15 protein-coding genes are annotated in these 13,078 nt (G+C 49.8%); 14 read left to right on the top strand and 1 reads right to left on the bottom strand.

Annotated features, from left to right (window positions below):
• Positions 1 to 82: 82 nt before the first annotated feature.
• The 4 genes from AUC31_RS15425 (at position 83) to AUC31_RS15410 (ending at position 3,715) form a co-directional block, all read left to right on the top strand.
• Positions 83 to 1,711 (top strand): ABC transporter substrate-binding protein, encoded by a 1,629-nt coding sequence (locus AUC31_RS15425; RefSeq protein ID WP_058382337.1) that lies wholly within the window; start codon positions 83 to 85, stop codon positions 1,709 to 1,711.
• An 18-nt stretch (positions 1,712 to 1,729) separates the two neighbouring features.
• On the top strand, positions 1,730 to 2,809 hold the full coding sequence (locus tag AUC31_RS15420; protein ID WP_058382338.1) for a M42 family metallopeptidase: 1,080 nt from the start codon (positions 1,730 to 1,732) through the stop codon (positions 2,807 to 2,809).
• Positions 2,810 to 2,973: 164 nt separating this feature from the next.
• Positions 2,974 to 3,528: a hypothetical protein gene (locus AUC31_RS15415; RefSeq protein ID WP_058382339.1), complete on the top strand. Its 555-nt coding sequence runs from the start codon at positions 2,974 to 2,976 to the stop codon at positions 3,526 to 3,528.
• Positions 3,529 to 3,550: 22 nt separating this feature from the next.
• Positions 3,551 to 3,715: a hypothetical protein gene (locus AUC31_RS15410; protein WP_058382340.1), complete on the top strand. Its 165-nt coding sequence runs from the start codon at positions 3,551 to 3,553 to the stop codon at positions 3,713 to 3,715.
• Between the two features lie 67 nt (positions 3,716 to 3,782).
• On the opposite strand, the gene AUC31_RS15405 is transcribed toward AUC31_RS15410, so the two are convergent.
• Positions 3,783 to 4,715 (bottom strand): iron-hydroxamate ABC transporter substrate-binding protein, encoded by a 933-nt coding sequence (locus tag AUC31_RS15405; protein ID WP_058382341.1) that lies wholly within the window; start codon positions 4,713 to 4,715, stop codon positions 3,783 to 3,785.
• Between the two features lie 183 nt (positions 4,716 to 4,898).
• Between AUC31_RS15405 and AUC31_RS15400 the strand changes: the two genes are divergently transcribed.
• The 10 genes from AUC31_RS15400 to AUC31_RS15355 all read left to right on the top strand — a co-directional run bounded on the left by AUC31_RS15400 (position 4,899) and on the right by AUC31_RS15355 (position 13,068).
• Positions 4,899 to 5,243, top strand: a complete 345-nt coding sequence (locus AUC31_RS15400) for a DUF6176 family protein (RefSeq protein ID WP_058382342.1) — start codon at positions 4,899 to 4,901, stop codon at positions 5,241 to 5,243.
• Between the two features lie 323 nt (positions 5,244 to 5,566).
• The gene (nikA, locus tag AUC31_RS15395; RefSeq protein WP_058382343.1) at positions 5,567 to 7,096 is read left to right on the top strand and encodes a nickel ABC transporter substrate-binding protein; all 1,530 of its coding nucleotides are present in this window, start codon (positions 5,567 to 5,569) and stop codon (positions 7,094 to 7,096) included.
• Positions 7,097 to 8,041: a nickel ABC transporter permease gene (nikB, locus tag AUC31_RS15390; RefSeq protein ID WP_058382344.1), complete on the top strand. Its 945-nt coding sequence runs from the start codon at positions 7,097 to 7,099 to the stop codon at positions 8,039 to 8,041.
• The gene (nikC, locus tag AUC31_RS15385) at positions 8,041 to 8,877 is read left to right on the top strand and encodes a nickel transporter permease (protein ID WP_058382345.1); all 837 of its coding nucleotides are present in this window, start codon (positions 8,041 to 8,043) and stop codon (positions 8,875 to 8,877) included. Before nikB ends, nikC begins: the two co-directional genes overlap by 1 nt.
• Positions 8,874 to 9,689: an ABC transporter ATP-binding protein gene (locus AUC31_RS15380; RefSeq protein WP_058382346.1), complete on the top strand. Its 816-nt coding sequence runs from the start codon at positions 8,874 to 8,876 to the stop codon at positions 9,687 to 9,689. The genes nikC and AUC31_RS15380 overlap by 4 nt, the downstream gene beginning before the upstream one ends.
• The gene (locus AUC31_RS15375; RefSeq protein WP_058382347.1) at positions 9,671 to 10,435 is read left to right on the top strand and encodes an ABC transporter ATP-binding protein; all 765 of its coding nucleotides are present in this window, start codon (positions 9,671 to 9,673) and stop codon (positions 10,433 to 10,435) included. The genes AUC31_RS15380 and AUC31_RS15375 overlap by 19 nt, the downstream gene beginning before the upstream one ends.
• Positions 10,436 to 10,448: 13 nt before the next feature.
• Entirely contained in the window at positions 10,449 to 11,750 is a 1,302-nt protein-coding gene (locus tag AUC31_RS15370) for an MATE family efflux transporter (protein WP_058382348.1), read from the top strand.
• Between the two features lie 246 nt (positions 11,751 to 11,996).
• Positions 11,997 to 12,203, top strand: a complete 207-nt coding sequence (locus AUC31_RS15365; protein WP_058382349.1) for a hypothetical protein — start codon at positions 11,997 to 11,999, stop codon at positions 12,201 to 12,203.
• Positions 12,204 to 12,242: 39 nt separating this feature from the next.
• A complete protein-coding gene (locus tag AUC31_RS15360) occupies positions 12,243 to 12,443 on the top strand; it encodes a hypothetical protein (protein WP_058382350.1) in 201 nt (66 codons plus the stop codon).
• A gap of 61 nt (positions 12,444 to 12,504) precedes the next feature.
• A complete protein-coding gene (locus AUC31_RS15355; RefSeq protein WP_058382351.1) occupies positions 12,505 to 13,068 on the top strand; it encodes a DNA-3-methyladenine glycosylase I in 564 nt (187 codons plus the stop codon).
• Positions 13,069 to 13,078: the final 10 nt, after the last annotated feature.

The raw sequence follows: 13,078 nt of genomic DNA, 5'->3' as shown, positions 1-13,078 counted from the left end.
AACTTTATACTTGGAGCTATCTTCCTTTCTCTAAAACTTCACTGCGCTAGAGAAAGAGAGCGAAAAAGGAGGCGGAAGCCGGTTGGAAAAGAAAGTTCGTCAATTATTTTATTTTTTCATCGCATTTGGACTCGTTGTGTTGGCTGGATGTTCCAGTGACAACGCGGAAAGTGATGGCGGCGCTGCCCCTGAAGACGAAAAAAGCGGCGGGACCTTGGTTTATGGACGAGGCGCTGATTCGGTCAGTCTGGACCCGATCAATGTGACAGACGGCGAATCGATTCGGGTCACGCACAATATATACGAAACACTCTTGGAATACGACCATAATTTGGAGCTCCAGCCGAAACTGGCAACGGAATACAGCTCAAGTGAGGATGGTTTGACTTGGACATTCCAGCTGCGCGAAGGCGTGAAATTCCATGACGGCACCGACTTTAATGCGGACGCCGTGGTCTTTAATTTCGAGCGTTGGATGGATCCTGAAAACCCGTACCATGAAGGGGATTTCCCTTATTATCCGTTTCTCTACGGCGGATTTAAAGGAGACGAAAACCACCTGATCGAGTCCGTGACAGCGACGGGTGAACACGAACTGGAAATCGTATTGAAGCGAAAAACCGCGCCGTTCCTTAGCTATTTGGCGATTTCCATGTTCGGGATTGCAAGCCCTGCAGCGATTGAGCAGTACGGCGCCGGCATCGGCGAGAACCCGGTCGGCACAGGACCGTTCAAGTTTGAGGAATGGAACCGCAATAACACCATCACCTTGTCCAAGAATGAAGATTATTGGATGGAAGGAAAGCCTTACCTCGATCAAGTTATCTACCAAGTCATTCCCGAGAACTCTGCTCGCTTGAATGCTTTGCAGACTGGGGAAATCGATATTGTCGACGGGATGAATGCAAGCGATACAACGATTGTGGAAGACACAGAAGGCATTGAGCTGATCAAACGCCCAAGCTTTAATATCGGCTATATGGCATTCAATATGGAAAAAGAGCCATTTGACGATCCCTTGGTGCGCAAAGCCATCAATATGGCCATCGACAAAGAAGAAATTGTCGATGCCTTTTACAACGGATTGGCAGATCCAGCGACAAGCCCTTTGCCGCCGTCTCTTTGGAGCCATGACGAATCACTGGAGAAATACGATTACAACGTAGAAGAAGCGAAAAAACTATTGGCGGAAGCAGGCTTGGAGGACGGCTTTACAACGGAGTTACACACGATGAGCAATCCGCGCCCTTATTTGCCGGAACCGATGAAAATTGCGGAAGCGATTCAATCGGATTTGGCTGAGATTGGGATTACGGCAGAAATCGTGTCCTCGGAATGGGCCACTTATTTGGAAGATACGAAGAACGGCAAGCACAGCATGGCCATGTACGGCTGGACAGGCGTTATGGCCGATCCGGACAACTTCCTCTATCCGAACCTCAGCAAAACGAACGCTGAAGTGCCTGCACAAAACATCGCGTTTTATAAGAGCGACGAATTCACGTCGTTGATTACGGAAGCGCGTGAAACAATCGACCAAGACAAACGGACGGAGCTGTATCAGGAAGCCCAGCAATTGTTCCAGGAAGACGCGCCGTGGGTGATGCTCGCGTATACGACACCGCCTTTGGCACAAAGTGATTATGTGGAAGATTACAACCCGCATCCGATGAGCAACGATTTAATGACCGATGTGTACCTATCAAACTAAGCCTGGAGTTGAGCAATTTTGTATAAAGTATTGAAGGATTTATGTGGATTGGTGGGGCCAAGCGGCTTCGAGCAAGACGTCCAACGTTATATTAAAAGTGAAGTAGAAGAGAAAGTGGCGTCTTGCGAAGTAGACCCGCTCGGCAATATTATCGCGACGATTCCGGCGACGGATGCTTCTTTGCCATCGATCTTGCTCGCCGCGCATTCAGATGAAATCGGCTTTATCGTCAAAAAAATCGAAGCGAATGGCACGCTGCGCTTCGAACAGCTCGGCGGCTTCGACAACCGCACCTTGCTGGCCCAGCCAGTGACGATCAAAGGGGATGACGGTTATATTCAAGGCGTTATCGGAACGCTCGCTGTCCATTACGTGAAATGGGACGACCCGAAGCGCATCGCTTCGCACAGGGAGCTGTATATCGATATCGGAGCGGCTTCGCCTGAAGAAGTGGCGCAAATGGGCGTCAGAGTCGGCCAGCCGGTGAGTTACGGCAGCGAATTGAAGCTGATAGGCGATGCCAAGCAAAACCGCGTCGTCGGGAAAGCCCTGGATGACCGGGCGGGCTGTGCCGTCTTGCTGGAATTGATCGAACAGTTCCATCAACAAGCCGATTTGGTGCATGGCGATATCCATTTTGCGTTCACTGTACAAGAAGAAGTCGGGCTTCGCGGCGCTTCCGTGTTGAGCGCGAACCTGCAGCCGGATTTTGCCTTAGCGATCGATACGACGCCGACGAGCGACACCGATGATGTGCTCATGACCGGTACCCGAAAACTGGGCGCTGGGCCATGCATCAAGATTACGGATAAATCCTTGATTTCGCATCCGTTGGTGACGGGACTATTGGAGAAAGTGGCCAATGAGCAAGCGATTCCGTATCAACAGGAAATCTTTATGGGCATCGGCACAGATGCCGGGGCGATCCATATGACGCATAAAGGCGTCTCGTCCGGCGTTGTCTCCATTCCTTCCCGTTATACGCATACACCGATTGAGATCGTGGACCTGAAAGATTTGGATCACACCGTGGATTTGGTGAAACACTTTATTTTATCGTCGAATGAATTGAACGGAAAAAGTTTCCTGGATACCTAACAGCATTCCACAAACGCCTTTTTACTTGCGAACCTTCGGGGGAGCGAGGGGAAAGGCGTTTTTCTTTGTGAAAATATATGATTAATAAATGAGTTTCTTCAAATTCCAGAAAATTGAAACTTAAGCTTAGTTATTTCGTAGTATAAACAAAGGAGCTGATCGGGATGCAGAAAGGAGCAAGTAAATTGAAGCTGGCGCTGGCAGTATTGACTGTGCTCGCGGCAGTGTTCACCATAGGGGGGTGCATGGCGGCGAAAGCGGACGACCCGAAAATGGAGACGATCGAGCGTGTATTGGAGCTGCAATTCAACGGGCCGGACGAGGAGTTTTTGGAGGCGATGTGGAATCCTGCCAATAAACAAATCGTGGACGGCGTCGAAGTGAATGAGGCATTTGAGCAGCAAGTGGATGATAAATACGGAGCCTATTTCACCGATAGTGAATTGGATCAATTCATGCGGGTATTCGGCACCTATTTTCCGGGATTGGCTGATATCTATGGCTATGAGCTGCGCTTGGAAGACGTGGACATTGAGTTGAGCGATACGGTGGCGAACCGCTACCTGTTCACGGCAGAAGTGGCGTTTCAGAAAAAGGGCGGAAAAGAGCAGCGTGCTGAAGTGGGAGGTGTCGTGTTGTTTTCAACTGTCCAAGAAGGCAAAATCGGCAAGTTCACTTACACGGACGACCAAGGCTTATCGGAACGCTTAAAACAATAACGATCGAGTGGGAGGGATGACGATGTTCAATGAACCACCGAAATGCCAAGTGTGCGGCAGGGAAATCGAAGGCGGTGAATTAGTGGAGCTCCAGATGCGCTATCCGAAGCGCAAAGGGTTCGCGGAGGTCAAAGCGTACTTAAAACTGGAGGCCAAGTTTACCTGCGATGCATGCTCGAAAAAATAACGAAAGCCCCCGTCCGAACGGCTTCCGGGGGGGTGGAAGGCCGTTCGGACGGGGGCTTTCAAATGGCTTAGTTCTCGGCAAGGAATCCTTCTTCAAAGATGCCAAGCAGATGGTCCAGGGTGATCGGGTCGCTGTACGTCGAAGCTTTCGTATTGATTTCAATGACGCGCTCTTCGCTGACGGCAGGGATGTTGTTCCAGACATCGGTTTCCATGAATGAGTTGTCGACATCCGGGTTTTTGCTGAGGACGACGTAATCCCCTGCGAAATCAGGCAATACTTCGAGCGAGAAGGTATGGACGCCCGCTTCAAGTGCCAGTTCCTCTACTTTTTCCGGCATGTTCAAGCCCATTTCCTGATAGAGGATTTCGGTGCCGCGTGCGTAATTATCACCGAATACATAGAATTCCTTATTGCCGCTTTCGATGACCGAAACAGTGGCATCTTCACCGATTTTGGCACGGATTTCTTCACCGGCAGCTTGTGCGCGGCTTTGGAAATCAGCGACCCAATCAGTCGCTTCCTGTTCTTTATTGAGCAATTTGCCGATTTCGACTTGCTGATCCAAATAATCGAGTTTGCCCCATGTGAAGGCAACGGTCGGTGCAATTTCGCTCATCTTGTCGAGATTTTTCATGTGTGTGCCTGCGATGATAAGGTCCGGATCCAATTCGATGATTTTTTCCAGATTGTCTTCCGTGACAATTTCCACATCGGACAGCATATCTTCAAAAAGCGGGTTGGCATTGGTCCATTCGTCGATCCCGACGATATTGCCTTCAAGCGCCAAGACATTTGGCCCGTTCGTCAAAGCGATGATGCGCTGTGGGTCTGACGGCACTTCAACTGCGCCTGTTTCCGATTCGTATGTAAATGTCTCCGCTGCTTCATCTTGTTCCGGTTCTGCAGCGCCCGTATCTTCTGACGATTCAGCAGAGCCACAAGCGGCGAGTACGGCCAGTAACAATAAAAGCACGAACAATAATCCTGATTTTTTCAAGTTCTTCTTCTCCTTTGTTGAAAAATGACCAATCAGTAATGATAATCATTTTCAATTAGATTCTTATTTCATCCTACTTCTCTGCTTATGTATTGTCAACAAACTTGTGGAAGATAATTTCGACAGGCTTGTTGTTTTCTGCCATCTTCGTCAATTATAAAAAACTTCAAGGAAGTGATTCGAATGGATGTTGAGTTGACACGGTTTCGCGTGAAAAAAGGAAAATCAGAAGTGGTGGACGAATGGCTGACGTTCTTGAACGATCACATGGAAGAAGTTCTCGTGACCTTAGAAGGAGAGAAAATGTACGTCGAGACCATTTTCAGGGAAACGCTTGACGGGGCTGAGTATTTATATTGGTATTCGGTTCAGGGAACAGGCGGGGAGGCGGTGGAATCTTCAACGCATTGGATCGACGAAAAACACATGGCGTACTGGCGGGAATGCATCGATCCTGATTTTGAAGCCGTCGATTTATCGGTCGAAGCGGTCATGATTGCTCCCCATGTCCGGAGCCAGATGAAGTAAGAAAGAGAAGAGCAGGCTGAAATAGAAGCCAGGTTCTTTTTTTTATGAAAAATAGTATCCATTCCAAATTGTGCTTGCGCAATGAAAAACTAAGGTATATGATGTAAATCGTAACATTTACTCTTTGCATTCGATTCGTATTGCCGAAAGCCTTTATCAGGAGCTTTTCAATACATAGAACATCTTTAGCCATCTGGACCAGAGGCTAAAATTTTTTTCGATTTTATAAATCGTAATAATTACTTTTTAGGAATTCACTATGCTCGACTTGCGTAAGAAAAGTTTGCTGGTTTTACCGACATTATTCAAAAGGAGAAGATTTTATGAAGAAACTATTGGTTCTGCTCGCAGCATTGGCCACTATGGCGCTAATATTGTCCGCCTGTTCGGAGTCATCAGCGGAGGGCGGGGAAGATGCCGCCAAAGAAGTGAATTTATTATTTAATTTCGCGACCAATTCACTCGATCCCCACGTCGACACGAGCTATGTGCCATTACGTGCTGGGATTGCCGAGACTTTGGTTTATTTGAACGATGAAACTTTGGAGATCGAACCGTGGCTGGCCGAGAGCTGGTCGAGCGAAGATGGCCAGAATTGGACATTCAAGCTGCGTGAAGACGTGACGTTTCAAAACGGCAAGCCGATGGACGGTGAAGCGGTAAAAGCTTCCTTGGAACGCGCCATGACCGATAATATCGCCATTAAGAATGCGTTGCGCATCGAGTCGATTGCTGTCGAAGGGCCGGAATTGACCATTACAACGACGATGCCGTTCCCGGAATTCCCTTCTGAACTGGTGCATCCGAATACCTCGATCATCGATGTCAGCGAAACCGACTTCATTAACAAGCCGATCGGGACTGGGCCGTTTGCGGTCGCTTCGTTTACACCGGGTACTGCAGTAGACTTGGTGCGCTTTGAAGGCTATTGGGACGGTGCTGCCAAACTGGAGAAAGCGAGATTTTCATTTAACGAAGATGCCAATGCCCGTTCGCTTGCACTTGAATCAAAAGGCGCGGACATCGTGTTCCGTCCTGAAGTGGAAACGGTCGAACAATTGGAGGCGATCGACGGCGTAACGGTCGAATCGACTTCGACATTCCGCGTCCATCAGATGACCATGAACTTGCAGCGCGAGTCCTTGAAAGATGTTCATGTCCGCCAAGCGATCGATGCATTGATCGACCGGGACATGATTGCTGAGACGATTTTGAGCGGCCATGCGGAAGTGGCAACAGGGCCGTTCCCGTCTTCTTTCTCTTTTGCACCGGATTATCCTGAAAAAAAGCGTGGAATCGATGAAGCACGCAAACTTTTGGAACAGGCAGGTTATACAGAGCAGGACGGCGTGATGCAAAAAGACGGGGAACCTCTGACCTGGACGCTATTGACCTATAGCGCACGCGCCGATCTGCCCTTGATTGCACAAGTGTTCCAATCAGATGCCGGCCAGCTGGGCATTGAAGTGGTGATTGAACAAATCGAAATCCCTGAAGAGCATATGGCCGCCAACCGAGACTGGGATTTGACGACTTACAGCAACTTAACGGCGCCGCGCGGGGATGCGGGGTATTATTTGAACGCGACTTATCATCCGGATGGTGCACTCAATTTCAGCGGTGCAGACGATAACAAACTGACGGCGATGATTGATGAATTGAACCAGGTCGTCGGACAGGAACAGCGTTCGGATATCGCGGAAGAAATCGCCAGCTACGTCGATGAGCAGATGTACAACTCGTTTGTGCTGCATCCAAATACGCTTGTTGCCTATAATTCCGACAAAGTGAAAAATTGGACGACGACGAGAAGCGAATACTATATGCTGACGAACGAATTGGATGTGGAGTAAGTGATTCGCATCATTACACGCCGCTTAGCCGAAGTTGCGGTTTTTCTATTATTGATCACGTTCGTTAGTTTCCTGTTCGCGCGCATGGCTCCGGGAGACCCGGTGCTGTCGATCCTGCGCGTCGATGATTTATCGGTATCGGCTGAACAAGTGGAGCAATTGCGAGAGGACATGGGGTTTAACGAGCCGTTGCTCGTCCAGTACGGCGAGTGGCTGGTGGATTTTGCCCGCTTGGATTTCGGGAATTCCTATATTTCCAACCAGCCCGTCATGGACATGTTGTGGAGCGGCGTTCCGGCAACTTTGGAATTGACGCTCGGCGGTCTGTTCGTCATGGTACTGGTCGCCTTGCCGCTCGGGTCACTTGCTGCGCTTTACAGAGGCAGCTGGATCGACCAAGTGAGCCGCGGCTTGTCGTTGCTCGGTGCAGCCGTTCCAAGTTTCTGGCTGGGCCTTATATTGATCGATCTGCTCGGCGTCCGCCTAGGATGGCTGCCGACAATGGGGAGGGACGGCTTGCATTCTGCCGTCCTTCCTTCTATTACGTTGGGTCTCGCGATTTCAAGCGTCTATGTTCGGCTATTGCGCTCGAGCTTGATTGATTCTTTGAACCAGGAAAATATCCGAGCTGCGCGCGCCCGCGGAATTTCAGAGCCGCGGATTTTCTTCAGCCATGTGCTGCGAGCGAGCTTGCCGCCGGTCATCACGGTATTTGGCGTCAGCCTAGGCAGCTTGATCGGCGGAGTCGTTGTCATTGAAGTGATTTTCGCCTATCCCGGCATTGGCAAGATGGTGGTCGATGCGATTCGCAGCAGGGATTACCCGATGATCCAAGGCTATATTTTTGTCATGGCGATCCTGGTATTTGTGATCAACAGCATCGTTGATCTGTCGTATCGCTATTTAAATCCGGAACTGCGCTTAAAAGGAAAGGGGAGAGTGTGATGAAAAACCGGCTTACTGTAAATAAAACGCGTGCCACCAAGGTCTTTTTATCGGCTATCCTGATCCTGATCGCTTCGGTTGCGGTTTACGCGTTTCTGATATTGAAGCATGATCCGTCGTTTGTTGATTTGAATGAGCGCTTGCTCCCGATGAGCTGGCAGCATCCGTTTGGCACCGATCATTTGGGGCGTGATATGCTGACGCGCATCCTGCTCGGGTTCCAATTGACGGTCGGCTATGGCTTTTTGGCGCTGTTGTTGGCGGTCGCTATCGGCGTTCCGATTGGCGTCATTGCTGGATTCAAGGGCGGCCTTGTCGATCGCTTGCTGATGAGGGTGGCGGATGCGTTTTTGGCGTTTCCGGACACAGTCGTTGCCATCGTGCTGAGCGGTTTGCTCGGAGCGGGCATCGAGAACCTGCTGCTAGCGATCATTTTGGTCAAATGGGTGAATTACGCACGCCTTGCCCGCAGCACAGTGGTCACGGAACGGCAGAAAGATTACATCACTATGGCCAAGATCAACGGCTTGAGTGAATGGCGCATCATGTGGAAGCATTTGTTTCCCCATCTGATCGGCCATATTTTGGTGCTCGCCAGCCTGGACTTGGGGAAAATCATTTTATTGATTTCTTCCTTGTCTTACATCGGGCTCGGCGCACAGCCGCCGGCTCCGGAATGGGGCGCGATGCTCAATGAAGCACGCCCGTATTTCCAGACGGTTCCGGCCTTGATGATTTATCCCGGACTCGCCATTGTGACGGTCGTCTTGTTCTCTAATTTGCTTGGCGATTATTTACGCGATAAATTTGACGTGAAAAAGGAAGTGGCAGAATGACGTTGCTCTCTGTACAAAATTTAACGGTCCAGGCCGGAGAGGTCCCACTTGTTAAGGGCATTTCCTTTGATATCCAAAAAGGCGAATGGCTCGCCATCATCGGGCAAAGCGGCAGTGGCAAAAGCGTCACCGCCTCCGCAATCGGCCGTTTGCTCGCACCGAATTTGAAAGCCCGGGGCAAAGCGCTTTATAATGGAAAAGATATCCTGCAGTTTGGTGCAAAAGAAATGCGCCGCTTGCGGGGAACTTCCATTTCCTATATATTTCAAGACTATCAAGGTTCTTTTACGCCGTTTCATACAATCGGCCGCCATTTTGATGAATTTTTAAAAGCCCATTTCAAGCTGTCGAAAACGCAGCGCCGGGAAATGGCGGAACAAGCGCTCGAGTCGGTCGGCTTGAAGCCCGAGATGTATACGCGCTACCCGTTTCAATTGAGCGGCGGGCAGCTTCAGCGTAGTTCGATTGCCTTGGCGCTTTTGACAAAGCCGGACCTCGTCATTGCAGACGAACCGACAGCGGCACTCGATAGCATTTCGGCCTTTAAAGTGCTTCGTTTGCTTGCGGATTTGCGGCAGGAAACCGGATGTGCGATGCTCTTTATCACCCACGATCTGCGGCATGTGCGAAAACACGCCGACCAAATCATTGTGATGAAAGAAGGGGCAGTCGTCGAAATAGGCGATAAACAAAGCGTCCTGAACCAACCGCAGCATCCCTATACCCGAGCGTTGATGGCAGCGTCTCCTAGCCTGTCCGCAGCTTCCCAGCTATTGAAGGGAGATGACACCGCGTGCCTTTATTGCAATTGAACGATGTTCAAAAGTCTTATCAACCGGGCATCCCGGTGCTAAAAGACATCAACTTCTCGCTCGACCGACAGGAATGCGTCGGAATTGTCGGCGAAAGCGGATGCGGCAAAAGCACCCTCGCCCGCTGCATTTTGCAATTGGAGCGTCTTGACCAAGGGGAGATTTTGTTTGAAGGCGCGCCATTGCATAATAAAACCGAACGGGAAATCCGCCCGTACCGTCGCCAACTGCAAACCGTCATGCAAAATCCGGCTTCTTCGCTGAACCCGAAGTTGAAGATCCGCCATTCATTGATGGAACCGTTTCGCCAGTACGGCGCGCAAGTCTCTTTGACCCACTTCCAGCATGGCAGTGAAGAACAGCTGGCGCGCCAATTGATGGAAGCGGTGGAACTCTCGCCGGATTTGTTATCGCGCTACCCACATGAACTGAGCGGAGGCCAGAAGCAGCGCATTTCGATTGCGCGGGCCATCAGCCTGGAGCCCGCGCTTGTGGTGCTGGATGAACCGACTTCGAGCTTGGATGTCTTGACGCAAATGTCGATCTTGAAGCTGCTGGATCATCTCCGCGATGCATTGGATTTATCTTATTTATTCATTTCCCATGATCTGCTGGCCATTCAGGCATTGAGCCAAAAAATACTGGTCATGAAAGAAGGGCAGATCGTCGATCGTTTCGAGAAAGACGATTTGTTCGCAGATGAACGCCATCCTTATACAAAACAATTGGTTTCTTTATTCGACTGAACAGGAGTGCACCATGAATCATAAAAAATACTTGGCGTTGGCCTTGCCTTTAACCTTTTCAACCGTGACGACGCCTTTGCTCGGGGCCGTGGATACCGCGGTCGTCGGGCAGTTGCCGGACCCCGCTTATCTGGGGGGCGTCGCGATCGGCACCGTAATCTTCAATACGATGTACTGGCTGTTCGGCTTTTTGCGCGTCAGCACGTCCGGCTTTGCCGCACAAGCACTCGGCGCGCGGGATGAGCTGCAGGAGACGCTGTCGTTTATCCGGCCGTTTTTCATCGCGCTGTTAATCGGGCTCGTTTTCCTGATCCTCCAAAACCCGATCGCGACAGCGGCGATGGCTTTGCTCAATCCGGCTCAGGACGTAGAAGCATTGGCGCTGGATTATTTCCATATCCGTGTCTGGGGTGTGCCGGTGACGTTCATCAATTACGTCATTCTCGGCTGGCTGATGGGCATGTCGCGCATCCGGCTTGCGGTGACGATCCAAATCGCCATGAACTTATTGAACATCGCGCTCGATTTGCTGTTCGTGACGGGATTCGCCTGGGGCGTCACCGGGGTCGCATCGGCCACCTTGATCGCCGAAGTGAGTGCCATGGTTTTGGGCATTTACTTCCTCATGAAACGGACACAATTCACGCTGAAGCTTTTGCCGCTCCAGCAGATTTTCGAAGGCGCGGCCTTGAAAAAAATGATCGCTGTCAATCAGGATCTGTTTATCCGGACCGTCTGCCTGCTCGCAGTATTCAATATCTTTACATACAAAAGTGCGTCGTTTGGCACCGAGACATTGGCTGCCAATGCCGTGCTGATTCAAATTCATTATTTGATGGCGTATTTTTTCGATGGCTTCTCGAATGCCTCGAGTATTTTATCCGGTAAAGCAGTCGGATCAAGGGACGAAGGCTTGTATAAACGGACGCTCGCTTTAGCCAGCCAATGGGCGCTTATCACGGCGCTGTTTTTGACTGCTGTGTATTGGCTGTTCAGTGGCCCGGTCATCCGGCTGTTTACTGGAATCCCCGAAGTTATCACCATTGCGTCTGATTACAGCCTGTGGCTATTGCTGTTTCCGATTTCCACAAGCATCGGCATCATTTTTTATGGCATCTTCACGGGAGCCACGGAAACAGCGCCTGTCCGGAAGTCGATGATGATGGCGTTGCTGCTGTTTTTGGCCGTCTATTTTCTCGCCGTCCCCCTGTTCGGCAACCACGGCTTATGGCTTGCTTTCATAGCATTTAGTGCGGGCCGTTCGATTTTCCTCTCCATGTATATTCCGAAGTTGAACCGGCATTTTTCGGCTTGAGCTGGTTTTCATTTCAATAAGTTTCCGAGCCGTATAGTAAATGAACTGCTGCAGTAGACACATTGCTGAATATATAAAAAGCCGAAGCCTTCAAAAAGAAGGTTTCGGCTTTTTAGTGAGTTGAATGAATTTTAATTTCAAGGGGATTTATGAAAGCGGCTTTTAATATTGACTGCATGCCGCGATAAAAGGGTTTTCTGTAAAGTTTGTAGAAGTTTACACCATGATTGGAAGGGGATATGAATTGTGGATAATATGATGATGTTCAATATAGGCGATATCATTGCAACGTTCTTCCTTCTGGGCTTTTTCATTTTGGCGATCGTGCTGGTAATAGCTGCCGTAAAATCAGCGGCCAACAAGAACAAAAAGCTGCAGTCGGATGAAACGGATTTGCAAAAGCGCATCAAGGCACTGGAATTGCGCGTTAAAAAACTGGAGAATGAACAATGAAAAGAACCTAAGGAACGATAGCGAAAGGGGGAAATAAAAATGGAAATGCCTGGTGGGATTACGGTGGCGCTCATCATCTTTGGCCTTTTTCTGCTCATTACCGGGCTTTTGGTCGGCAGTATCCTTGTGATGCTGAAAAAGAGCAAGTCCAATAAAGTGGATGATGTGCCGAATCAACAAACGCCTGTAAAAAGCGTCAAAGTAGAGGACCGGGAAACGCCGGAAGACGATCATCGGTAAAGAAGCGGGAAGGATTGCCGCTTCTTTTTTTCATCATAAAAAAACAGGAAGAGGTGCTCCAATGGCGCAATGCGAATGGCCAAAAGACGACGAACGGATGCAAGCCTACCATGACGAGGAATGGTGCCGGCCGAGCCGCGATGAACGTTATTTATTTGAAATGCTGAGCTTGGAAGGCGCCCAAGCAGGCTTGTCCTGGCAGATCGTGCTGTCAAAACGCGATAGCTACAAAGACGCTTTTCACAATTTCGATATAGATTATTGCGCCGCATTAACGGATGAAGCACTTGCTGAGATCAAGGAGCAATACGGCGTGATCAAACACGGTGCCAAGCTCCAATCCGTGCGCACGAATGCACAGGCGGTGAAGGAGATTCAATCCGAATTCACCAGTTTCGCCGAGTATCTATGGAGTTTCACGGACGGCAAAGCGGTGATCAATGAATGGCAATCAGACGGGCAGATTCCCGCCCAATCGGAATTGTCGGTAAAGCTCAGCAAAGATTTGAAAAAACGCGGCTTTAAATTCGTCGGCCCCGTCACGAGCTATTCGTTTCTTCAGGCAGTAGGAATGGTCGACGATCATATAATCAGCTGCCCATTCCACAGCGCGAACCGAACATAAATTAAAAAAT

This window comes from Planococcus rifietoensis (assembly GCF_001465795.2).
GTDB lineage: Bacteria > Bacillota > Bacilli > Bacillales_A > Planococcaceae > Planococcus > Planococcus rifietoensis.
The sequence above is the reverse complement of the archived record's forward strand: the minus strand, read 5'-3'. Positions and strand labels throughout refer to the sequence as shown.

Coding starts and splice junctions, on each gene's coding strand:
- AUC31_RS15415 (WP_058382339.1), top strand. CDS start 2,974: ATGCAGAAAGGAGCAAGTAAATTGAAGCTGGCGCTGGCAGTATTGACT.
- AUC31_RS15410 (WP_058382340.1), top strand. CDS start 3,551: ATGTTCAATGAACCACCGAAATGCCAAGTGTGCGGCAGGGAAATCGAA.
- AUC31_RS15400 (WP_058382342.1), top strand. CDS start 4,899: ATGGATGTTGAGTTGACACGGTTTCGCGTGAAAAAAGGAAAATCAGAA.
- nikA (WP_058382343.1), top strand. CDS start 5,567: ATGAAGAAACTATTGGTTCTGCTCGCAGCATTGGCCACTATGGCGCTA.
- nikC (WP_058382345.1), top strand. CDS start 8,041: ATGAAAAACCGGCTTACTGTAAATAAAACGCGTGCCACCAAGGTCTTT.
- AUC31_RS15380 (WP_058382346.1), top strand. CDS start 8,874: ATGACGTTGCTCTCTGTACAAAATTTAACGGTCCAGGCCGGAGAGGTC.
- AUC31_RS15370 (WP_058382348.1), top strand. CDS start 10,449: ATGAATCATAAAAAATACTTGGCGTTGGCCTTGCCTTTAACCTTTTCA.
- AUC31_RS15360 (WP_058382350.1), top strand. CDS start 12,243: ATGGAAATGCCTGGTGGGATTACGGTGGCGCTCATCATCTTTGGCCTT.
- AUC31_RS15355 (WP_058382351.1), top strand. CDS start 12,505: ATGGCGCAATGCGAATGGCCAAAAGACGACGAACGGATGCAAGCCTAC.